This is a genomic window from Sphingomonas populi (assembly GCF_004208535.1).
Classification (GTDB): Bacteria; Pseudomonadota; Alphaproteobacteria; order Sphingomonadales; family Sphingomonadaceae; genus Sphingomonas; species Sphingomonas populi.
Genome location: NZ_SGIS01000001.1, coordinates 38,729 through 60,332, shown reverse-complemented (window position 1 = coordinate 60,332; position 21,604 = coordinate 38,729). Strand labels below are relative to the sequence as shown.

At 67.4% G+C, this 21,604-nt stretch carries 20 protein-coding genes; 5 read left to right on the top strand and 15 right to left on the bottom strand.

Annotated elements, in window-relative coordinates; genetic code table 11:
- Nucleotides 1–13 precede the first annotated feature (13 nt).
- The 3 genes from ppdK to EWE75_RS00245 form a co-directional block, all read right to left on the bottom strand.
- On the bottom strand, nucleotides 14–2,716 hold the full coding sequence (gene ppdK / locus EWE75_RS00255) for a pyruvate, phosphate dikinase (RefSeq protein ID WP_130154700.1): 2,703 nt from the start codon (nucleotides 2,714–2,716) through the stop codon (nucleotides 14–16).
- A gap of 136 nt (nucleotides 2,717–2,852) precedes the next feature.
- Nucleotides 2,853–5,333 (bottom strand): glycine--tRNA ligase subunit beta, encoded by a 2,481-nt coding sequence (glyS, locus tag EWE75_RS00250; RefSeq protein ID WP_130154699.1) that lies wholly within the window; start codon nucleotides 5,331–5,333, stop codon nucleotides 2,853–2,855.
- A gap of 256 nt (nucleotides 5,334–5,589) precedes the next feature.
- Nucleotides 5,590–6,444: a glycine--tRNA ligase subunit alpha gene (locus EWE75_RS00245; protein ID WP_069205492.1), complete on the bottom strand. Its 855-nt coding sequence runs from the start codon at nucleotides 6,442–6,444 to the stop codon at nucleotides 5,590–5,592.
- 156 nt (nucleotides 6,445–6,600) lie between these two features.
- On the opposite strand from EWE75_RS00245, the gene EWE75_RS00240 reads away from it, so the two are divergent.
- Together EWE75_RS00240 and EWE75_RS00235 are read left to right on the top strand one after the other, a co-directional pair.
- The gene (locus EWE75_RS00240) at nucleotides 6,601–7,746 is read left to right on the top strand and encodes a TraB/GumN family protein (RefSeq protein ID WP_130154698.1); all 1,146 of its coding nucleotides are present in this window, start codon (nucleotides 6,601–6,603) and stop codon (nucleotides 7,744–7,746) included.
- A 71-nt stretch (nucleotides 7,747–7,817) separates the two neighbouring features.
- Entirely contained in the window at nucleotides 7,818–8,708 is an 891-nt protein-coding gene (locus tag EWE75_RS00235; RefSeq protein WP_130154697.1) for a TraB/GumN family protein, read from the top strand.
- Between the two features lie 6 nt (nucleotides 8,709–8,714).
- Here the strand turns inward: EWE75_RS00235 and EWE75_RS00230 are convergent, their stop codons facing one another.
- The 8 genes from EWE75_RS00230 to EWE75_RS00195 form a co-directional block, all read right to left on the bottom strand.
- Entirely contained in the window at nucleotides 8,715–9,263 is a 549-nt protein-coding gene (locus EWE75_RS00230; RefSeq protein WP_130154696.1) for a hypothetical protein, read from the bottom strand.
- Between the two features lie 70 nt (nucleotides 9,264–9,333).
- Nucleotides 9,334–10,332, bottom strand: a complete 999-nt coding sequence (locus EWE75_RS00225; RefSeq protein ID WP_130154695.1) for a type II secretion system F family protein — start codon at nucleotides 10,330–10,332, stop codon at nucleotides 9,334–9,336.
- Nucleotides 10,333–10,354: 22 nt separating this feature from the next.
- Entirely contained in the window at nucleotides 10,355–11,329 is a 975-nt protein-coding gene (locus EWE75_RS00220; protein ID WP_130154694.1) for a type II secretion system F family protein, read from the bottom strand.
- Between the two features lie 35 nt (nucleotides 11,330–11,364).
- The gene (locus tag EWE75_RS00215; RefSeq protein ID WP_130154693.1) at nucleotides 11,365–12,651 is read right to left on the bottom strand and encodes a P-loop NTPase family protein; all 1,287 of its coding nucleotides are present in this window, start codon (nucleotides 12,649–12,651) and stop codon (nucleotides 11,365–11,367) included.
- Entirely contained in the window at nucleotides 12,648–13,259 is a 612-nt protein-coding gene (locus EWE75_RS00210) for a CpaD family pilus assembly protein (RefSeq protein WP_130154692.1), read from the bottom strand. The genes EWE75_RS00215 and EWE75_RS00210 overlap by 4 nt, the downstream gene beginning before the upstream one ends.
- A 22-nt stretch (nucleotides 13,260–13,281) precedes the next feature.
- Nucleotides 13,282–14,853, bottom strand: coding sequence for a type II and III secretion system protein family protein (locus EWE75_RS00205; protein WP_130154691.1), 1,572 nt, complete (start codon nucleotides 14,851–14,853; stop codon nucleotides 13,282–13,284).
- Nucleotide 14,854: 1 nt separating this feature from the next.
- Complete coding sequence (cpaB, locus tag EWE75_RS00200; RefSeq protein WP_130154690.1) at nucleotides 14,855–15,856, bottom strand: Flp pilus assembly protein CpaB; 1,002 nt, start codon at nucleotides 15,854–15,856, stop codon at nucleotides 14,855–14,857.
- A 32-nt stretch (nucleotides 15,857–15,888) separates the two neighbouring features.
- Nucleotides 15,889–16,368: an A24 family peptidase gene (locus EWE75_RS00195; RefSeq protein ID WP_130154689.1), complete on the bottom strand. Its 480-nt coding sequence runs from the start codon at nucleotides 16,366–16,368 to the stop codon at nucleotides 15,889–15,891.
- A gap of 48 nt (nucleotides 16,369–16,416) precedes the next feature.
- Between EWE75_RS00195 and EWE75_RS00190 the strand changes: the two genes are divergently transcribed.
- Together EWE75_RS00190 and EWE75_RS00185 are read left to right on the top strand one after the other, a co-directional pair.
- Nucleotides 16,417–17,364, top strand: a complete 948-nt coding sequence (locus EWE75_RS00190; RefSeq protein WP_130154688.1) for an alpha/beta fold hydrolase — start codon at nucleotides 16,417–16,419, stop codon at nucleotides 17,362–17,364.
- The gene (locus EWE75_RS00185; protein ID WP_130154687.1) at nucleotides 17,361–18,455 is read left to right on the top strand and encodes an NAD(P)/FAD-dependent oxidoreductase; all 1,095 of its coding nucleotides are present in this window, start codon (nucleotides 17,361–17,363) and stop codon (nucleotides 18,453–18,455) included. Before EWE75_RS00190 ends, EWE75_RS00185 begins: the two co-directional genes overlap by 4 nt.
- Nucleotides 18,456–18,553: 98 nt before the next feature.
- Here EWE75_RS00185 and EWE75_RS00180 read toward each other — a convergent pair whose 3' ends face one another.
- Both EWE75_RS00180 and EWE75_RS00175 read right to left on the bottom strand, forming a co-directional pair.
- Entirely contained in the window at nucleotides 18,554–19,156 is a 603-nt protein-coding gene (locus EWE75_RS00180; protein WP_130154686.1) for a CC0125/CC1285 family lipoprotein, read from the bottom strand.
- 132 nt (nucleotides 19,157–19,288) lie between these two features.
- Nucleotides 19,289–20,407, bottom strand: a complete 1,119-nt coding sequence (locus tag EWE75_RS00175; RefSeq protein ID WP_130154685.1) for an FAD-dependent oxidoreductase — start codon at nucleotides 20,405–20,407, stop codon at nucleotides 19,289–19,291.
- Between the two features lie 54 nt (nucleotides 20,408–20,461).
- Between EWE75_RS00175 and EWE75_RS00170 the strand changes: the two genes are divergently transcribed.
- Nucleotides 20,462–20,908 (top strand): MarR family winged helix-turn-helix transcriptional regulator, encoded by a 447-nt coding sequence (locus EWE75_RS00170; RefSeq protein WP_130154684.1) that lies wholly within the window; start codon nucleotides 20,462–20,464, stop codon nucleotides 20,906–20,908.
- 6 nt (nucleotides 20,909–20,914) lie between these two features.
- Here the strand turns inward: EWE75_RS00170 and EWE75_RS00165 are convergent, their stop codons facing one another.
- Nucleotides 20,915–21,190 (bottom strand): HPr family phosphocarrier protein, encoded by a 276-nt coding sequence (locus tag EWE75_RS00165; protein WP_069205504.1) that lies wholly within the window; start codon nucleotides 21,188–21,190, stop codon nucleotides 20,915–20,917.
- Nucleotides 21,187–21,594: a PTS sugar transporter subunit IIA gene (locus EWE75_RS00160; protein WP_130154683.1), complete on the bottom strand. Its 408-nt coding sequence runs from the start codon at nucleotides 21,592–21,594 to the stop codon at nucleotides 21,187–21,189. The genes EWE75_RS00165 and EWE75_RS00160 overlap by 4 nt, the downstream gene beginning before the upstream one ends.
- Nucleotides 21,595–21,604: the final 10 nt, after the last annotated feature.

Here is a 21,604-nt window from a genome sequence, read left to right as displayed (position 1 = left end):
TCACCCGGATGGATCACCCCCTGGCGGCGAGCGCGGCCTGTGCCGCCGCCAGCCGTGCGATCGGCACGCGATATGGTGAGGCGCTGACGTAATCGAGCCCGGTCTTCTCGCAAAACGCGATCGAGGCCGGGTCGCCGCCATGTTCGCCGCAGATGCCGAGCTTGATGCCGGGACGGGTCTTGCGGCCGCGTTCGGCGGCGAGTTCGATCAACTGGCCGACGCCCTCGACATCGAGGCTGACGAACGGGTCTTTGGCGTAGATGCCCTTCTCGACATAGACGCCAAGGAAGCGCGCGGCATCGTCGCGCGACACGCCGAGCGTGGTCTGGGTCAGATCGTTTGTGCCGAACGAGAAGAACTCGCCGACTTCGGCGATCTCGCCCGCCATCAGCGCGGCGCGCGGCAGTTCGATCATCGTGCCGACGAGATATTCGATCGTGCGGCCCTTGTCGGCGAAGACGGCCTGCGCGGCGGTATCGACGACCACCTTCATCAGCTCCAGTTCGCGGCGCGTGCCGACCAGCGGGATCATCACCTCGGGGATCGGCGCTGCGCCGGATTTCTCCGCCACTTCGATCGCCGCCTCGAAGATCGCGCGCGCCTGCATCTCGTAGATTTCGGGGTAGGTCACGCCGAGCCGGCAGCCGCGATGGCCGAGCATCGGGTTGAACTCGTGCAGTTCGGCGGCGCGGCGCTTGAGCACCTCGATTTCGATGCCGGCGGCGCTCGCCACCTCGGCGAACTCGGCTTCCTCGTGTGGCAGGAATTCGTGGAGCGGCGGATCGAGCAGGCGGATCGTCACCGGCAGCCCGGCCATCACCTCGAACAATTGCACGAAATCGCTGCGCTGTTCGGGCAGCAGTTTGGCGAGCGCGGCGCGGCGGCCGGCTTCGTCTTCGGCAAGGATCATCTGGCGGACGTTGGTGATCCGCTCGGCATCGAAGAACATATGCTCGGTCCGGCACAGGCCAATGCCCTCGGCGCCGAATTCGCGTGCGGTCTTCGCGTCGAGCGGGGTTTCGGCGTTGGCGCGCACCTTGAGGCGGCGGACCTCGTCGGCCCAGCCCATCAACGTGCCGAAATCGCCCGACAGTTCGGGCTGCACGGTCGGTACCGCGCCGGCCATCACCTCGCCGGTGGTGCCGTCGATCGTGACGATATCGCCCTCGGCGATCTCGCGACCGCCGACCCGCATCACGCGCGCCTTGATGTCGATCGAGATCGACCCCGCGCCCGACACGCACGGACGGCCCATGCCGCGCGCGACCACCGCCGCGTGGCTGGTCATGCCGCCGCGCGCGGTGAGGATGCCCTTGGCTGCGTGCATGCCGTGAATGTCTTCAGGGCTGGTCTCGACGCGGATCAGGATCACCGAATCCCCGGCGGCCGCGCGCTTCTCGGCGGTGTCGCTGTCGAACACCGCCGCACCTGATGCCGCGCCGGGCGAAGCAGGCAGGCCCTTGGTCAGCACGTCGCGTACCGCCTTGGGGTCGAGCGTCGGGTGGAGCAACTGGTCGAGCGCCTGCGGCTCGACTCGCGCGATCGCCTCCTCGCGGGTGATGAGGCCCTCTTCGGCCATCTCGACCGCGATCTTGAGCGCGGCCTTGGCGGTGCGCTTGCCCGAGCGAGTCTGGAGCATCCAGAGCTTGCCCTGCTGCACGGTGAATTCGATGTCCTGCATGTCGCGGTAATGCGTTTCGAGCAGGTCGAACACCTTGGCCAGTTCGGTGAAGGTCTCCGGCATCGCCTCTTCCATCGAAGCGGGCTTGGCACCGGCCGCGTCCTTGGCGGCCTTGGTCAGATATTGCGGGGTGCGGATGCCGGCGACGACGTCTTCGCCTTGCGCGTTGATGAGGAACTCGCCGTAATAGGCGCGGTCGCCCTTGGCGGGGTCACGCGTGAAGGCGACGCCGGTCGCCGAGGTGTCGCCCATGTTGCCGAACACCATCGCCTGGATGTTGACGGCGGTGCCCCAGGCGGCGGGAATGTCGTTGAGGCGGCGATAGACCTTGGCGCGCTCGGACTGCCAGGAGCCGAACACCGCGCCGACCGCACCCCAGAGCTGGTCATGCACGTCCTGCGGGAAGGGCTTGCCCCATTGCTGTTCGACCAAAGCCTTATATTCGGCGACCAGCTTGCGCAGATCGTCGGCGGTCAGGTCGGTGTCGAGGAAATAGCCATTGTCTTCCTTGGCGATTTCCAGCGCTTCCTCGAACGCGCCGTGATCGAGTTCGAGCACCACGTCCGAATACATCTGGATGAAGCGGCGATAGCTGTCCCACGCGAAGCGCGCGTCGCCCGAGGTGGCGGCGAGTCCCTCGACCGTCTCGTCGTTGAGGCCGAGGTTGAGCACGGTGTCCATCATGCCCGGCATCGACGCGCGCGCGCCCGAGCGCACCGAGACGAGCAGGGGATCGGCCTTGTCGCCGAACATCTTGGCGGTAACGCCCTCGATATGGGCGATGCCGGCGGCGACCTCGTCGCGCAGCGAATCCGGGAAGCGGCCGCCCTCGTCATAATAGCGCGCGCACATTTCGGTGCTGATCGTGAAGCCGGGGGGGACGGGAAGGCCGATCGACGCCATTTCGGCGAGGTTCGCGCCCTTGCCGCCGAGCAGGTTGCGGTCGCCCTTGCCGCCATCCGAAACACCGCCGCCGAAGCGATAGACATAGCGCTGATCGGTTGAAATGCCCGTGTCAGCCAGAATCGTCGCCATGTCGTTCTCCAGATTTTCGTTTCGCGCGTTGTGCATCGCAGCACGAAAGAATTCAAGTCGGGTGGGTTAAATTGATCGGTCCATCTTGTTAGCGATATCAGCTAATTGTCAGAGTTATTCCAAGCTGCCGCGAAGATCAGCCTTCGATCTTCGAGAAGTCGGCGACAGTGTGGACCGCCGTGCGGACCCGCGCGAGCAGCACGAGGCGGGCAAGGCGCTTGGCCGGATCGGCATCGTTGACGATGACGGTCTCGAAAAACGCGTCGATCGGTGCGCGCAGCGTGGCGAGCGCGGCCATCGCCGCTTCGAAATCCTCGTGCGCGACCGCGTCGGCGGCGGCCGGCTCGGCCGCGTCGAGCGCGGCGAGGAGGGCGGCTTCTGCGGGTGCCGCGTCATATGTCGCCGCTTCTCCCCTCCCTGGAAGGGAGGGGGCGGGGGTGGGTTCGCTTGGGGAACGCGCATCGGTCGCCTCGGGGCGACCCACCCCCAGCCCCTCCCTTCCAGGGAGGGGAGCAGGTTGCGCGAACCCCTCCTTCTTCAGAATATTCGCCGCCCGCTTGTACCCGGCGAGCAGATTCGCCCCATCCTCGGTGCCGACGAACGCCTGCAACGCATGGACGCGCGCGAGCAGACGGACGAGATCATCCTCGCCACCGAGCGCGAACACCGCGTCGATCAGGTCGTGACGAACGCCGGCTTCGCGTTGCTGGACTTTGAGGCGGTCGGCGAAGAAGGAAAGCACATCGCCGTCCAATGACGACAATGGCGCGCCCCAAAAGTGTATGCGATCTGATAAATTTTTGAGTGTGCCGGCGGTAAATGGGCCAAACGTATTGCCATCAACGACAAGCCGCTCGCCATCGATGGAGCGGTCTATCTTAAATTTGCGGATGGGCTTCGTGACATTTGCAACTGAAGCGATTGGATCAGCTTCCAGCGCTCGATGAAATTCTTGAAAGTGATAAATACGGCGAAGAAATTCGATAACCTCGCTTAACTGGAAGCGAAGTTTATTCGAGGACTGGATGCTCAAAACCGCCAGAGCGCTACGACGAAGAGCATATGGGTCTTTACTGCCGGTCGGCTTTTCGTCCGCCCCGAAGAAGCCGATAATACTATCCAGCTTATCCGCCAGCGACACCGCCACTGTCACCGGATCGGTCGGCACGTCGTCGCCCTGGCCGACCGGCTTGTAATGATCGCGGATCGCGGAGGCGACGCGCGGGTCTTCGCCTTGGCGCTCGGCGTAATAGCCGCCCATCAGGCCCTGCAATTCGGGGAACTCGCCGACCATGCCGGTGACGAGATCGGCCTTCGCCAGCCGCGCCGCGCGTTCGGCGAGATCGGCCAGATTTCCCTCTCCCCTTGTGGGAGAGGGAGGGAGCGACGCAGTCGCGGAAGGGTGAGGGGGCGTGAGGCTCGGAACGTCCCCCTCACCCTTCCCACTCGCTGACGCGAGCGGGCCCCTTCCCTCTCCCACGAGGGGAGAGGGAGATTTGACGATCCCTTCTTCCACCAGCCAGCGCGCCAGCTTGGCGACGCGCTCCACCTTGTCCGCGACCGTGCCGAGCTTCTCGTGGAACACGATCCGGTCGAGCTTGGCCGCCTGTTCCTCAAGCGGCACCTTCAGATCGGTTTCGTAGAAGAACTTGGCATCGCTTAGCCGCGCCGCCAGCACCTTCTGGTTGCCCTCGACGATCTTCGCGCCGCCGTCGACCGCGTCGATATTGGCGGTGCAGACGAAGGCGTTGGCGAGTTTGCCGTCGCTATCGCGGCACACGAAATACTTCTGGTTCACGCGCGCGGTGAGCTGGATCACCTCGGGCGGCACGGCCAGAAACGCTTCGTCGAAGCGGCCGAGCAGCGGCACTGGCCATTCGGTGAGGCCGGCGTTCTCCGTCAGCAAGCCCTCGTCGCGGACCAGTTCCAGGCCAGCCTTGCGCGCGGCCATCGTCGCGCCGAGCGCGATGATGCTGCGGCGTTCGTCCTGATCGACGACGACGTGGCAGGCGTGGAGCTTCTCGACATAATCGCTCGCCGAGCCGATCGTGATGACGCCCGGATGGTGGAAACGATGCCCGACCGTCGCCGCGCCCGAGACCACGCCGGCGATCTCGCACGGCACGACATCCTCGCCGAACAAGGCGACGATGCCTTGCAGCGGACGCACCCAGCGCAAGCTCTCGGTGGTGAGTGACGCCTCGCCCCAGCGCATCGACTTGGGCCAGGGGAAGGCGCGGATCACGGCGGGGATCGCTTCGGCCAGCACGTCGGCAGTGGCGCGGCCGGGCTTGTCGATCACCGCGAAGAACACGCCATCACGCTCGACGAGCTGCTCGCGCGTCAGCCCGGTCTTGCGCAGGAAGCCTTCGAGCGCCTGTGGCGGCGCGCTGGTCTTCGGCCCCTTGGTTTCCTCCGAAACCGCAGCGGTCGCCTCCGGCAGATCGCGCGCGATCAGCGCGAGCCGGCGCGGCGTCGCGAAGGTGACGATCGCGTGCGCGTGGAGGCCGGACTTGGCCAGCTCGGCCGCGAACAGCCGCGCGAGATCGTCGCGCGCCTTGTCCTGCATGCGCGCGGGGATTTCCTCCGAGCGGAGTTCGAGGAGGAAGTCGGTCATGATGCTCTCCGTTCCCCCGCGAAGGCGGGGGTCCAGCCTCGGCGCGGAGCGCCGATCGCGCTGGCGCGCGAGATGTTGATTGGGGTCTGAACCCCCGCCTTCGCGGGGGAACAGCGGTTTATGTAAACGGGGCGGTCCCAAACCGTCGCCCCGGCGCCAGAATTTTTTGGGGCCGGGGCCGCTGCGTTACTGAACGAACCGGGTGCCCCATACACAGCGGCCCCGGCCTGCACCGGGGCGACGGTTTTGAGGCGCATCACGCAGCCCACCCGTTCTTCTCCATCCACGACGCGCACGCGCCCTTCGCGAGATCGCGCACGCGGCCCATATACGCTTGCCGCTCCGCCACCGAGATCACCCCGCGCGCTTGCAGCAGGTTGAAGACGTGGCTCGCCTTGATCGCCTGTTCATAAGCCGGGATCGGCAGCTTCGCCTCGAGGCAGCTTTCGCATTCGGCGGTGGCCTTGCGGAACAGGTCGAACAGTCGCTCGGTATCGGCGACCTCGAAGTTCCAGGTGCTCATCTGGCGCTCATTCTCGAGGAACACGTCGCCATAGGTCATCTGCGGCTGGTTGCCCTCGGCATCGTTGAAGGCGAGATCGTACACGCTGTCCTTGTTCTGGAGATACAGCGCCAGCCGCTCCAGCCCATAGGTCAGCTCGCCCGCGACGGGCTTGCAGTCATAGCCGCCCATCTGCTGGAAATAGGTGAACTGCGTGACTTCCATGCCATCGCACCACACTTCCCAGCCGAGCCCCCACGCGCCGAGCGTCGGGCTTTCCCAATCGTCCTCGACGAAGCGGATGTCGTGGCGGGTGAAGTCGATGCCGATCGCGGCGAGGCTGCCGAGGTAGAGTTCCTGCAAGTCGGGCGGGCTCGGCTTGAGGATCACCTGATATTGGTAATAATGCTGGAGCCGGTTGGGGTTCTCGCCATAGCGGCCGTCGGTCGGGCGGCGGCACGGCTGGACGAACGCGGCGTTCCACGGGTTCGGTCCGAGCGCGCGCAGCGTCGTCGCCGGGTGGAAGGTGCCGGCGCCCATCTCCATGTCATAGGGCTGCAGGATCAGGCAGCCGTGCGCGCTCCAGTAATCGTGGAGCGTCAGGATCATGCGCTGGAAGCTCAGCGGCTCAGCGGGGGCGGGAGCGGAGGGGTGGCTTGCGGCCAAGAACTGTATCCTCACGAGTGTCTAATCGCACGGGGCTTTGGCGTATGGCCGAAAGAGGGTCAACCGTCCGCGCCGCGCGCGATTGACGGCGGGGCGGGTTTGCGCTTCATCGGCGGCATCATGGCGCGGAATGGCCTCGCTTTGCCGCGCGCGGGCGGGTCTGGGGCAATGTGTGCCCTGACGGCCGCGCTGTCGCTGTGCTGGGCGGCCGCGCCGGCGGCGGCGCAACGCATCGCTTATGCGAGCTTTCCGGCCAGTCAGACGGTCACGCTGCGCGGGCAGCCGGTCGCCGCCGGGCCGACGATCGTCTACGCGGCGCTTCCGCTCGACGACCAGACCGCGCCGCCCGGTGCGGCGCTCGACGATGACGCCGTCTCGCCCGAGGAAGCTGCGCGCGGTGCGGATGCGCTGCTCCTGTCGCAGCTTTCGCAGAATTACCGCCCGCATCCGGCGATCTGGCGGATCGGCGACCGCGACACGACGATCTATCTGTTCGGCACGGTGCATGTGCTGCCGCCCGGTTTCGCGTGGCGCGACGCGGCGATCGACGCGATCGTCGCCCGCGCCGGCACGCTGATCGTCGAGGCGATCGATGCGGATGCCGTGCCCGACTTCGCCGCCGCGCATGCCGGCGGTACGCCGCTGCCGCCGATCGCCGCGCGCGTCTCGCCCGATCACAGCGCCGCGCTGCGGCGGTTCACCGACACGCTTCCGCCCGAAGCGGTTGGCATCATGGATGAAATGCCGACGTGGATCGCCGCGATCGCGGTCGGCTTCGTGCGCGACACGCAGGCGGGCGAGCTGCCCGGCCCCGGCGCCGACGACTGGATCGAGGCGCAATTCCGCAGCCGCCACAAACCCGTCATCGCGATCGAGGACGCCGCCAAGGTGATGCGGCAGGTGAGCGCGGTGCCCGAGGCCGAGCAGCGCCGGTCGCTCGACAAGGCGCTCGACACGCCGACCCCGACTCGCGCTGAACGCCGCGCGCCGACTCACGCCTGGGCACAGGGCGATCTCGGTGCGGGGTCGGCGCTGACCCGCGATCTGGCGACGACGGGCGGTGGCGATGCGCTGGGTGGCGCGCTGCTCACGCAGCGCAATCGCGCCTGGGTGGACGCGCTGGTGCGGCGGCTCAAGGTGCCGGGCACGGCCTTGTTCGCAGCCGGGGCAGGGCATTTCATCGGCCCCGATTCGGTGCTGGCGCTGCTGCGCAAACGCGGCGTGCGGGTGACGCGGGTGCAATAAGCGAGACTTTGGGCTGGCGAGAGGCTGCGGATTCTGTACTCCGCGCCGCTCGGCTTTGTGGGATGTGAACGATGCGCTTCTTGAAGACCTTGTTGGCGGCGAGCCTGATCGTGGCAACGCCCGCCTGCGCGCAGCCCGCGCCGGGCGCGGTCAAGGATGTCGATCCGGCGCTATGGGTGGTCAAGGACAAGGACACCACGATCTATCTGTTCGGCACGATCCACGCGCTCAAGCCCGGTCTCGGCTGGTTCGACGAGGCGGTGAAGAAGGCGTTCGATGCGAGCGACAGCCTCGTCCTCGAAATCCCGATGCCATCGCCCGAGGAAGCGCAGAAGGTGATCCTGCCGCTGGCGCTCGACCCGACCGGACCGACGCTGACCGAGAAGATCCCCGCCGCCAAACGCGCGGCGTATCAGGCCGGTCTCGCCAAGCTCGGCGTGCAGGCGACCGCCTTCGACCGGTTCGAGCCGTGGTTCGCCGGCGCCACGGTCGGCCAGCTCGAATTGCAGAAGAGCGGCTTCGGTCGCGACGACGGTGTCGAGAAGCAGCTCGACGCGGCGGCCAAGGCGGCGGGCAAGCCGGTCACCGGGCTGGAGACGCTCGGCCAGCAGCTCGGCTATTTCCATGATCTGCCGCAGGATGCGCAGGTCTCGTTCCTGCTCTCTGGCATCGAGGATATCGATACGTTCCCGGCCGAGATCAACAAGATGGTCGATCTGTGGGGCAAGGGCGACGCCGACGGGCTCGGCCGGATGATGAACGAGGATCTCACCAAGCAGCCGGTGCTGCGTCAGGTGCTGCTCTTTGATCGCAACGCACGCTGGGCCGATTGGATCGCCAAGCGGATGGACCAGCCCGGCACGGTGTTCATCGCGGTCGGGGCGGGGCACCTTGCCGGCGCGGGCAGCGTCCAGGCGCTGCTCGCGAAGAAGCACGTCACCGTGACGCGAATCCGCTACTGAGCGGGATCAGGCGTCGCGCGCCGCGCGCAACGCCGACGCCTGTTGCCGCCACTGCCGGCCGGTGATGTAGCCTGCCGGCAGCGCGAGGCGCAGTTCCAGCGCCATCTCGTCCTGATCGGACAGATTCCCGATATCCTCGAAGCGGGTGATGCCGAGATCGGCCAGCCGCTGCTGGAGCGCGTCGTCTATACCGTCGATGCGAGTCAGCGCGTCCGGCGTGGCTATGGGAGCGGGGACGCCCCGCGCTTCCGGGTGGGGTGTCAGCGCGGCTTGGGCCTTGAACGCAGCGATCCGCGCTTCGGCTTCGCCCAGCCGGTCGGCCATCGTCTGGTGAGTCGCCTCCAGCGCGGCGGCATGGCGAGTCAACGTGTTGAGCCGGGTCTGCGATTGCGTGCGGAACGCCGCGAACTCGCGGTTGAGCCGGCGCATGGTTCTGTCGTGATGGACCATCGTCGGATTGGTCGCGAACCCCAGCAGCCAGCCGGCAACCGCCATCGCGCACAGCACCAGCAGTTGCAGCGGGGAATCGAACAGCATCGCGGCATACGCCTCCATCGACGAGCCGCTTTCCTGACGCGCGCACCCGCAGGCGGCAAGCCTGCGATGTGCGCCGATTCGGGACAGATTAGTGGTTGCCGTGGATGAACGAGTCCGAAATGGAACAGGCCGCCGGTCCGAGAATGACGATGAACAGGGTCGGCAAAATGAACAAAATCAATGGAATGGTCATGATCGCGGGGAGGCGTGCGGCTTTCTCTTCCGCGCGCATCATGCGTTCGTTGCGAAATTCCGCCGACAGCACGCGCAGCGCGGAGGCAAGCGGCGTGCCGTATTTTTCGGTCTGGATCATCGTCGTCACCACGCCCTTGAGCGCGTCCAGCTTCACCCGCGAGGCGAGGTTTTCGAACGCCTGCCGCCGCTCCGACAGAAAGCTCAGTTCGATCGCGGTGAGCGTGAATTCGTCGCCCAGTTCGGGATAGGCCTTGCCGAGTTCGCGCGCGACGCGGCCGAACGCGGCGTCCACGGTCAGTCCGGCCTCGGCGCAGATCACCAGCAGGTCGAGCGCGTCGGGCAAGCCCTTGCGGATCGCGTCCGAACGCTTGGTCACCTTATTGTCGAGGTACAGGTCAGGCGCCTTGTACGACAGGATGAACGTGCCCGCGACGATGCCATACGCCTTGAGCGGCGACCATGTCGCGAACATGTCCGTGCCATAGACGAAGTACAGGCTCAGCCCGCCGAACACGATCGGCAACGCCAGCCGCCCGAAGATGACGGCGACGGCATATTCCTTGGACCGGATGCCGGCCTGAAGCAGCTTGGTCTGCGCCGCCCTGACCTGGCTGTCCTGAAGCATCTTGAACGCGGAGAGGAACGCCTTGATTCGGTCGGTCGTCTCGTTCTTGGTGACGAGCTTGGCGCGGCGCTTGGTCGAGGCGGTGATGCCAGCCTTCAACTGTTCGCGGCGATCGTTGAGCGCCCTGACGCGCTTGGTCATCGGGTCGCGCACGGTCATGGCCGCATAGACGGCGAGCAGGACGGCACACGCCGCCACGCCCGCGAGCAGGGTCGCGACCGCGAAGACGTCGATCCCGAGGAGCTTTGGTCCGGCTACTGGTGCCATGATCTGCCGTTCGTACCTCTGGTTAGATTTCGAAACTGACCATCTTGGCCATGATGAACACGCCGATCCCCATCCACACCAGCCCGCCGACGCCGGCGATGATCAGCCGCGGATCGACGAAAAAGTTCTGCATGTAGCTGGGGTTGATCACCCAGATCATCGAGAACACGATGAACGGCAGCGCGCCGACGATGTACGCCGACGCCTTGGATTCTGACGACATCGCCTTGATCTTGAGCTTCATCTGGAAGCGCGTGCGCAGCACCGTGGCGAGGTTGGCGAGTGTTTCGGCGAGGTTGCCGCCGGTCTCGCGCTGGATCGCGATGCTGATGACGAAGAACTGGAATTCGGGTGTGCCGAGCCGGTCGGCGGTCTCCTGCAACGCCGCGTCGAGCGTGCGGCCGATCCGCATCCGGTCGGTGATCGCACGGAACTCGATTCCGATCGGCCCGTCGACCTCTTGCCCCACGACGCCGATCGTCTCGGTGATCGGCAGGCCCGAGCGCAGGCCGCGCACCAGCAATTCGATGGCGTCCGGGAATTTGGAGGTGAATTTGGCGATGCGTCGCTTGATGTGGAAGCTGACCGTCATGTGCGGAATCCCCGCGCCGACGGCGATGCCGAGCAGCACCGACAAGGCGATCGGCATATGAAGGAGGATCAGCACCAGCGCGACGGCCACCGCGCAACCGACCGTGGCCATGCCATACTGGCCCATCGTCCAGGTCTTGCCGGTCATCGCCAGCCGTTTCTTGAGCGCGTCGGGGCGCGGCAGATAGCGCATCGCCGCCGCATCCATCTTGTTGCCGCGGCTCGCGGAGATGCGGCGCGCCTGCACGGAGGAGAGCACGTCGGCGGTCTCGCTGTGGCGCCCGCGCACCGACGCGAGCCGGCGCGTGCGTGCGCGCTCGGGCGAGGGGCCGGTAAACGCGAACGCCATCAGCACCAGCACGCCGAGCGCACCGACGCCAACGGCAAGGATCGGCATCATGTCCATCGCGGCTTCAATCGCTCCTGTCGCTCAGGTCGAGCTTATTTCGTCTTCGCGGCACGTTTCGGCATCATCGCCTTGAGATCGCCGATCTTCCCGAGCAGCGATGCCCCGCCGCCCTTCTTCCTGGCGCGCGGCTCGCCGCTTTCGGTCTCACCGATCGCGAGGATCTGAGTTGCGATATCGATCAGCGGCGCGGTGGTTTTCGAGGTTTTGCCGACCTCGGCCAGCGTCTTGCCGAGCTTGGCGGCTTGCGCGGCCAGCTTCTGGTCGAGCGGCACGAAATAGTCGATCTTGCGCTCGATCGAGCCTTCGAAATCCTTGCGGCTGATCTCAAGCTGCGCCGCCGCCAGAACGCGGTTGGCGACGACGATCACCTGCGTCAACGGCGCGTTCGATTTGAGCCAGGACAGGAGACGGATCGTGTCGCGCGCCGCCGCCAGCGTCAGTTCGGTGACGATCACCGCGACCTGTATCTCGGCGACGAGGTGCGGGTGCTGCACCAGCATCGCGCGCGGCAGATCGATGACGGTGCATTCGAACGCGTGCCGCATCTCATCCTGCAACTGGTAGAAGGCGGCGCCATCGGTCATGATCGGCGCGTTGATCGGCGCTTCGGCCGACAGCACCGACAGCGTCTCGCTCGCCTTGACCATCGCGCGTTCGATGAACAGCCCGTCGATGCGGCTGGGGTTTTCGATCGCGTCGGTCAGCCCGCGGCCGGGTTCGAGATCGAGCGCGAGCGCGCCGGTGCCGAAATGCACGTCGAGATCGAGGATCGCGGTGTTACGCGGCCCGCGCTCGCTGATGAGCCACGCGATCGACGTCGCCAGTGTCGACGCGCCGACCCCGCCGCGCGCGCCGATGAAGGCAGTCGCGCAGTGCGGGCGGGTGCCATTGTCCTCGGGTACTTTGGGGGCGTTGAAGATCGCCTGCGCGTGGGTCAGCGCGTCGCGCAGCGACGCGGGGTTGAGGGGTTTGAGCAGATAATCCTGAATGCCGCTGGCGACGAGATCGCGGTACAACCGCACGTCGTTGACCTGGCCGGCCGCGATGACGACGGTGCCGGGTTCACACACTTCGGCGAGCGCATTGATGTCGTTGAGCGGATCGCCGCTCTCCGACAGATCGATGAGCAGGATCTGCGGGCTGGCCGACACCGACAGCGACTGGACCGCGTTGCGCAAGCCGCCCTTGTTGACCTTCTCCTGCGCCCAGCCGATTTCCGAGGCGACGCCCCGGATCGTCTCGGCGGTGGCCTCGTCGCAGACATAGGCGACGAACGGGTCGCGTAGCCCGATTTTGCCGGGATTGAAGGGAGCGTTCATTTCTTCACCTCCTTCAGCCCGCCCGCGCCGGTCGGCACGGTCTTGCGGAAACTGTCGATCGCCTTCGTCGCGGAGGCGGTGTCGGTCAGCCCGCCGGCGCTCTGCCCGCGCACGAGGTCCATCGGGTTGGCGACCATCGCCGCGAGATTGCTGTTGATCGCGCAGCCCTGGTTCGATCCGGTATGGTTCTCGAAATCGGGTTGGCTCACGCGGCTGAAATCGGGGCAGCCTGGCACGGTCGCCTTCATCCGGCTGATGACGACGCGGACCATGCCCGGCGTCACCGGCGCATCGGTGGCGGGGGCATCGTCGGCGACCAGCAGCCCGTAGCGTGCGACCTGTGCGGCGATCTGCTCGTGCGCGCGGGCCGCATATCGGCCGGGATCATCGACCGCGACCTGATCGCCATAGCCGAGCCGCATCGATGCCATCCACCCGGCAAGCCGCTGCGCCTCACCGGGGGCGAGCGCATTGCCGCTGGTGGTGACGTCGAACACATAATCAGTACGCGCCACGACCGGCTGATGCACCGATTCGAGGCTGCGGTTCTGTGTGCCGGTGCAGCCGCCGATGGCGAGTGCCGCAATCAGGATCAGATGTTTATGCATGGACCTTGCCCCTCGCACAGCGTCAGTTGTCGAACCCGGGCATCGCGGCGCCGGGCTTCGTCGATTTCGGATCGGTCGCGGCGACCGCTCTGTCGCGCGGCGGTGGCGCAGCCGGCGGCGATGGCACGGGCGTTGCTGCGCCGAGCACCGGCTGCACGGTGACGGGCGCCGCCAGCCGCGGCTTGGGCCGCTGCGCGCCGGTGGTGCCGCCGCCGAGATGACCGAACAGGATCTGGTCGAGATCGGTCGGCGCCTTGTAGCCGTCGGTCGGCAACACGATCTGGTTCGCGTCGACCGGCTTGACCAGATACGGCGTGATGACGATCACCAGCTCGGTCTCGTTGCGCTTGAACGCGTTCGACCGGAACAGCGCGCCCAGCACCGGCATGTCGCCGACGCCGGGGGCCTTGCTGATCGCATTGTTGTGATCGTTCTGGAGCAGACCGGCGATCATGAAGCTCTGCCCGGAGCCGAGTTCGACCGTGGTTTCGGCGCGGCGCGTGCTCAGTGCGGGGATGGTCGTGCCGTTGAGGGTCACCGAACCTTCGGAGGTCAATTGCGACACTTCGGGGCGGACGCGGAGCGAGATGCGCCCGTCGGCGAGCACCGTCGGCGTGTAGGCGAGCATCACGCCATATTGTTTGTACTCGACCGAAACCGCGCCAAGCCCCTGGCTGACCGGGATCGGGATCTCGCCGCCGGCGAGGAAGGTGCCGGTCTCGCCTGACAAGGCCGTGAGGTTCGGGTTGGCGAGCGTCGTCACCTGGCCGTCCTGCTCGCCGAGGTCGAGCGAGGAGATCAGGTCAAGGCCGAACAGTTTACCGGCTGCTCCGATCGTGGTGCCGTTCGTCACCTGCGAGATCAAGCTGCCGTTGGAGGGTGCCTGGGTGAAGCCAACGCCCATCGGCCCGCCGGGAGAAAATTTGGTAGCCGCGCCGCGACCTTGGCCGACGCCAAACTTGAAGCCGCCGGTCCGGTCCACGGTGTTGAGATTGACGCCGATGTTCTTGACGAAGCTGCGGCTCACTTCGGCGAAGCGCACTTGCAGGTTCACCTGAAGCGGCGTCGCGCTCTTCAACCGCGACAGCACCTTGGTGGAGTCACCCACAAACGATTGGACCAGCCGTTCCGCCTCTGCACCGTCGCCGGGGCTGGCGATCGTGCCGGTGAGCAGCACGAGGCCGTTCATCGTCGTCGCGGTGATGTGGGACTCCGGCATCGCCATGTTGAGCATCTGCTGGACGGTGTCGAAATTGTTGCCGACGCGGACAGTGGCCGAATAGACCACCGCGCCTCCGGCCGCCGTCGCCGAGACCGTCGTCTCGCCCTGACCCTTGCCGAACACGTAGAGCTGCGTCGGCGAGCGGACCTGCACATCGGCGATCGCATCGCTGGCGACGAACACGTCGGTGATCGGCCGGGGCAGGTTGATGAGCCGCCCGCGCCCGGTGCTCACCTGCAAGAGCGTGCTGGCGGGCACCGCGGCGGGCGCGGCGCGCCGTGGCTGCGGGCGCTTGAGCGGAGCGGCGCTTGCCCCCCCCGCGACAAGCGCGACGGCCAGCGGCCAGCCGATCGACTTCGAAACAGCGCGCATCCTACTTCTTCCCCCCAACCGCGACATCGGTCACGGCATTGCCCCGCGCGACACGCACGACCGGCCCCTTGATGACCGGCGTTGCCCCGCCCGGCGTGTTCGTTTCGACCGGCTTGCCCGGCACGGTGCGGCGCTGGAAGCGCGACACGTCGGCACCGGTTTCATACGAGATGCTGCCGGCGCTCGGCTGCGCGGCGACCTTGACCATCATCGCCTTCTCGGCCTTCGGATTATTGCCGTCGGGCACGTTCACCGCGCCGCTGGCGATCGCCTGTTCAAGCTCGGACTGGTTATCGGCGAGGCTGCGCAGCGACAGTGACAACTGCCCCAGCGTCTGCACGACGGCGATCTGTTCGGCGAGCTTGGGCGTCGCCTCGAGCGTCACCATCGAGAAGGTGCGGACCTGGGTCTTGCCGTTCTCGTCGACCGTATTGTCGGTGCGCTGGTCGGTGGCGAGGACGCGCAGGTTGCGCATCACCGTCTCGGCGACCTTGAGCGGCGGGCCGTCGCCGCCGCCGACCACGTTCTGCGTAAGCACCAGATCGATCCGGTCGCCGGGAAACACGAAGCCCGCGACGCTGCTCTGCTGCGAGACGGGCACCGTCACCGCGCGCATGCCCGCGCCGAGCGCGGCGGCGAGGAAGCCGCGATCGCCCGGCTTGACCAGCGCGCCCTGCGTGATCGGCTGCCCGGCGGTGATCGGATTGCGCACGACCGTGCCTTGCAGCGTCTTGATGTCGAAATTGCCCTGGTGGACGAAATAGGCGTTCTCGACGAGTTCCTTGGGCCAGGGCTGGTATTTCACCGCCGTCGCGTCGAGGATCGTGCCGATCGGCAGCGCACGCGTCGCCACCAGCACTTCGGGGCCGTTGACCGGCGCCGCAGCCGCGATCGCCGCCGCCTGCGGCGCGGGCGTGCCCACGATCAGGCTGCGCGCCAGGAACGCGGTGATGGCGGCAACCACCAACGCACTCACCAGCAATATCATCTTGCGACTGTCCATCTCAGGCCTTTCGACGCCCGGCTAATTCCGGCTCAAGCAAATATGCTTGGGTGGTTAAAATGCAGTTCACGCATCGCGAGCAGCGCCGCGAAGGCGATCGCGACGCCGTAGGGCACCTCGATCGGCTTGCTCCGGTCACGCGCGCGATCGAACAACATGACGATGGTGAGCACGCCGCCGGCGATCGACATCACCAGCAGCATCCACACCAGCAGCGGCAGCGGAAACCACAGCGCAAGCGCGCCGATCATCTTGACGTCGCCGCCGCCCATCCAGCCCCGCGCGAACACGAAGCAGAACACGCCGAACACGATCGCCGCGACGCCGATCTGGAGCGCCATGTCGGGCCAAACCCCCATGCCGCTCGCCCACCACCACAACGGCGCGAGCAGCGCGATGGCGATGTTCTTCCAGTCGGCGATCTCGCGGCGGCGCGCATCCTCGATCCCGGCCCACACCAGAAGCAGCGCCAGCGCGCCCGCCAGCAATGTCACGAATACCGTCCCACCCATCCGAAAAGCGCCTAGACGGAATGGCTTTCAAAAAAGTAACCAGACCAGATGCTGTCGCCGCACCCTTATCGCCGCGCCATTCCCGCCGGCGCGCGGGTTGGCCGCTGGCGCGCGCGCGACGGGTGGATGCTCCGCCGGTTCGACTGGCCGGCGGACGCGACCCCGCGCGGCAGCATCTTGTTTCAGGCCGGGCGCGGCGACGTGTTCGAGAAATATCTGGAGACGCTGGCGCACTGGCACGATCAGGGCTGGTCGATCACCGCGTTCGATTGGCGCGGGCAGGGCGGATCGGGACGGCTGTCGAGCGATCCGCATGTCGGCCATGTCGAGGATTTCTCGCTGTATATCGAGGACTTCGCGGAATTCTGGCGGGCGTGGCGCGCCGAGGCGAGCGGGCTGACGGTCGCGATCGGGCATTCGATGGGCGGGCATCTCGTGCTGCGCGCGCTCTCCGAAGGGTGCATCGCGCCCGACGCGGCGGTGCTGGTCGCGCCGATGCTGGGGCTGAAGAGTCCGGTCGGCGCGGAGGTCGGCGAATGGGCGGCGCGGCGGATCGGCGGGTACGGCGACGGCGCGCGGCGGGCGTGGCGCGGCAATGAAATCCCGGCGACGACCGAGACCCGGCAGGCACTCCTGACCCACGACGATGCGCGCTATCAGGATGAAATTTTTTGGCAGACGGCGCAGCCTGACCTGCGGCTCGGCCCGCCGAGCTGGCGCTGGCTGATCGAAGCCTTCGCTTCGACTCGCCTGCTGCGCACCGATTCGCGGCTCGCAGAGGTGCGTGTGCCGGTGCTGATGCTGGTCGCGGATTACGACAAGCTCGTCTCGGCGCGCGCGGCGCTGCGCGTCGCGGCGCGGTTGCCCGATGTGCGCGTGGTGCGCTTCGGTCGCGACTGCGCGCATGAGATTTTGCGCGAGGTCGATGCGGTGCGCGACCGCGCACTCGGCGAGATCGACGCGTTCCTCGCGGCGCGGCTGGGGGCCGGCGCATGACGCGTCTCGACATCGCCATCGTCGGTGCGGGCATGGCCGGCGCGAGCCTCGCCGCCGCGATCGGCGACCGTGCGCGCGTGCTGCTGATCGAGGCGGAGAGCGCGCCAGGCTATCATGCGACGGGCCGCTCCGCCGCTTTCTGGTCGGAGACCTATGGCGGCCCCGGCGTGGCGCCGCTTACCACCGCGTCGGGTCCGGCGCTGCAAGCGGGCGGGTTTCTTCAGCCGCTTGGTTCGCTGCACATTGGCCGGGCGGAGGATGCGGCGGCGATCGATGCGTTTTTGGCGGAGTTCGACGGCAGCGGCATCGCGCTCGAATCGGTCGATCCGCGCGACCATATCGCCGGGCTGCGTCCCGACTGGACGCTCGGCGTGATCGAGCCGAGCTGCGCCTATATCGACGTGGCGGGGTTGCACGCCGCCTGTCTCGCCATCGCACGGCGGGCTGGCGCGGTGCTGGCGGTCGATTCGCCGTTGCGCACCGCGACGCGCGATGGCGACGGGTGGACGATCGCAGCGGGCGCGGAGACGTATCGCGCGGACATTCTGGTCAACGCCGGCGGCGCCTGGGCGGACGAGATTGCGCGGATCGCCGGTGCCGCGCCGATCGGCATTGCCGCCTATCGCCGCACCGTCGTCCAGTTGCTGACCGACCCGCCGGCCCCCGCCGGCCTGCCGCATGTTTCAGACATTGCCGGGCGCTTCTATTTCAAGCCCGAGGCGGGCGGGCGGCTGTGGCTCAGCCCGCATGACGAGACGCCGGCACTGCCCGGCGACGTGCAGCCCGAAGAGATCGACGTCGCGCTGGCGATCGACCGCTTCGAGCATGTCGTCGACTGGCGCGTCGAGAGGCTGGAGCGGCGCTGGGCCGGGCTGCGCAGTTTCGCGCCCGATCGGCTGCCGGTCTATGGCTTCGACGCGCGCGTGCCCGGCTTCTTCTGGTGCGCGGGGCAGGGCGGGTTCGGCATCCAGACCGCCCCCGCCGCCGCCGCGCTCGCCGCCGCCGTGTTGCTGGGGGCCACGCCCGACCCGATCGCCGCCGCGATCGACCCCGCGCGCTACGCGCCCGGGCGTTTCGCGACGCGGGCGTGACGACCGTGTCGCCTCGGTGAAGGCCGGGGCGGCTGCGTGAACTGGCGAAACGCCCGCACACCACATGCCGGCCCCGGCCTGCGCCGGGGCGACGGTACTTACTTTTTGCCCGGCTCCGGCATCACGATCGTCGGGCCGAGGTTCTTGATGACATCGTGCGCGTCGAACGCTCGCACGTTGCGCTCCGGCTTCGGACCGTGCCCGAGCACGATCTCGGCATGCGCCTCGAACTTGTCGATCGTTTGCACGTCGATGCCGCGATCCCAATACGGCCCGCCGCCGAACGGGCTCCACGAACGCCAGCCGAAGCCGCGCCCGTAATAGCTCCACGCCGGACCCCAGCCGCCATACGGCCCGCCGACGAACGGCTCGGGCGTCGCATAGGTGCGCGTGCTCTTGTCGGTCTGGCGGTCGGCCAGCACGAAATAATCATAGCCCTGCTGCACGGTCAGTTCGGCGGCGCGGAACAGCAGATAGCGCTCCACCGTCTCGCGCGGGGTGTAACCGTTGCCGGCGAAGCTCACCATGAAGCGGTTCGCCTCGATCTGGCGGTCGCTATAGCCGGTGCGCGCGAAGCCCGATCCGGTGGCGGGGCGATACGGCGTCTGCGTCGCGCAGCCGGCGGCGAGCAGGGTGGTGGCGAGCAGGGCGCCGGTCAGCGCCCGTTTGAGGGTGCGGGGCAGCGGTCGGGTCGTGGACATCAAGGGCCTCCAAAGGATCGGTGGCCACGGCAAACCGTGCCGCGAACACCGCCAGACGAAAACGTCCAGCCGACGATAAGGTCGCCGTCGGCAATGTCCCGTGACAAATTTGATATCCAGATCGCCCGCCGCTCAGCCGCCGAGCCGCGCGCGATAATGGTCGAGCACCGGCGCCGCGCCCCTGCTCGACAGCACGGTCTCTAGCCCTTGCGCAGCATCCTCCGCAGCCGGCACCGCGCGCGCGACCATCGCCGTCTCGTAGCGCTCGACCGCCGGCCAGCCCGCGCCCGAGGTCAGCGCCTCGGCGAGATCGACCGCATCGGCGAGCGCGAGGTTGACGCCTTCGCCGGCGAACGGCGACATCAGATGCGCGGCGTCGCCGAGCAACGTCACCCCCGGAACGCTCGGCCAACGGTGCCCGATCGGCAGCGCGTACAGTGGCCGCACCCCGAGCAGATCGCCGCTGACGATCAGATCGCGCAGCGCGGGCGACCAGCCTTCATACACCGCCAGCGCCGCCGCGCGTGCCGCGTCGGGCGGCATCGCCCCGAGCGCGCGTGCCCCGGCCTCGTCGATCCGCCAGCCGGCATAGCCGCGGATATGGTCGTTGCCGTTGCGTTGGCCGATCAGCATCCGATCGTCGCCGACCGCGAACATCTTGCCGGCCCCGACCAAGGCATCGACCTGCGGATGCCGCCGCCGCCGGTCGAACCCGAGTTCGACGAACACCGCGCCTTCATAGCGCGGCTGCACAGTGTTGAGCAGCGCGCGCACCCGAGACCAGCCGCCGTCTGCGCCGATCACAATGTCGAACGTCTGCGTCCCTGCGGCGGTGACGATATTGTAGCCGGTCTCGCAGGGGGTGATCGCCTCGACGCGGCTGTTCCAGCGGACCATCCCCTCTGGCAGCGATTCGAGCAGGATGCGGCGCAGCGCGCTGCGGTCGATCTCGGGGCGGTCGTCGCCGTGGCCGTCGCGGTCGAACAGCAACGTGCCGTCGGCGTCGTAAAGCCGGTCGCCCTGATCCTCCGGGCGCGCTTCGGCGCGAAAGGCGTCCTCCAGCCCCGCCGCGCGCATCGCGTGCTGTCCCGTTTCCGCGTGCAAATCGAGCGAGCCGCCCTGCGGGCGCTCATCGGCATGCGCGTCACGCTCGAACACGACCGGCGTGAGGCCTTGCAGGTGGAGCAAGCGTGCCAGCATCAGCCCGCCGGGACCGCCGCCGATGATCGCGATACGTGGGTCGGTTGTCATGCAGGCCTCCTCGATGTACATAGGAGGCTATACATAAACATAGGAACCTATGCAATGCCCGATGCCGCATGGATGCCGATGGTCACGCCGGGCCATTATTTCACCCGGATCGCGCGCGCTCTGGCGCGGATCGGCGACAAGCGGCTCGGGCCGCTAGGGTTCGCGACCGCGCAACTCCCGGTGCTGTCGGCGCTGCGTCAGGGCGAGAAGAAGTCGCAAACCGAGCTGGCGCGCTGGGCCAAGGTCGAGCAGCCGACGATGGCGCAACTGCTCGCGCGGATGGAACGCGACGGCCTCGTCCAGCGCGAGCCGGACCCCGCCGACCGCCGCAGCAGCCTGATCTCGCTGACCGAAAGCGCCCGCGCGAAGCTGCCCGCCGGCCGCGAGATCCTGCTTCAGGGCAATGCCGAGGCGATGCGCGGGCTATCCGACGCCGAGCTCGAGACGCTGCTCGGGTTACTGGAACGCGTGCTCGCGAACGTGGAGGCGATGGAGGGGTAGGGCCGTTCAATCCTCGCCGAAGCGCGCCTCGACCAGTTCCGCCAGCGTGCTGACCGCATGTTCGGCGCCGTCGCCCTCGGCGCGGATGACGATCGAATCGCCCATCGCCGCGCCCAGCATCATCAGCCCCATGATCGAGGTGCCGGTCACCGATCCGGCGCCGTCCTTCTCGACCGCGACCTCGCAGGGGAGCGTCGAGGCGAGCGTCACGAACTTGGCGCTCGCGCGGGCATGCAGGCCGCGCTTGTTGGTGATGAGGACGGTCCGTTCAATCTGGCTCACGCCGCGGCTTCTCCCAGCACCTCGGAGGCTACCGAGATGTATTTGCGGCCAGCTTCGCGCGCGGCGGCAACCGCGTCCACAACTTTCATCGCCTTACGCGCCGATTCGAGCCGGATCAGCATCGGCAGGTTGATGCCGGCGATCACCTCGATCCGCCCGCGCTCCATCAGCGAGATCGCGAGGTTGGAGGGGGTGCCGCCGAACAGATCGGTCAGCACGATCACGCCGCGCCCGGCATCGACCGCCTTGATCGCATCGGCGATGTCGTTGCGGCGCGCTTCCATGTCGTCTTCGGGGCCGATCGCGACGGTCGCGATCCGCTCCTGCTTGCCGACGACATGCTCCATCGCGGTCACGAATTCATCGGCAAGTCGACCGTGAGTCACCAATACGAGCCCGATCATCGCGCAATCC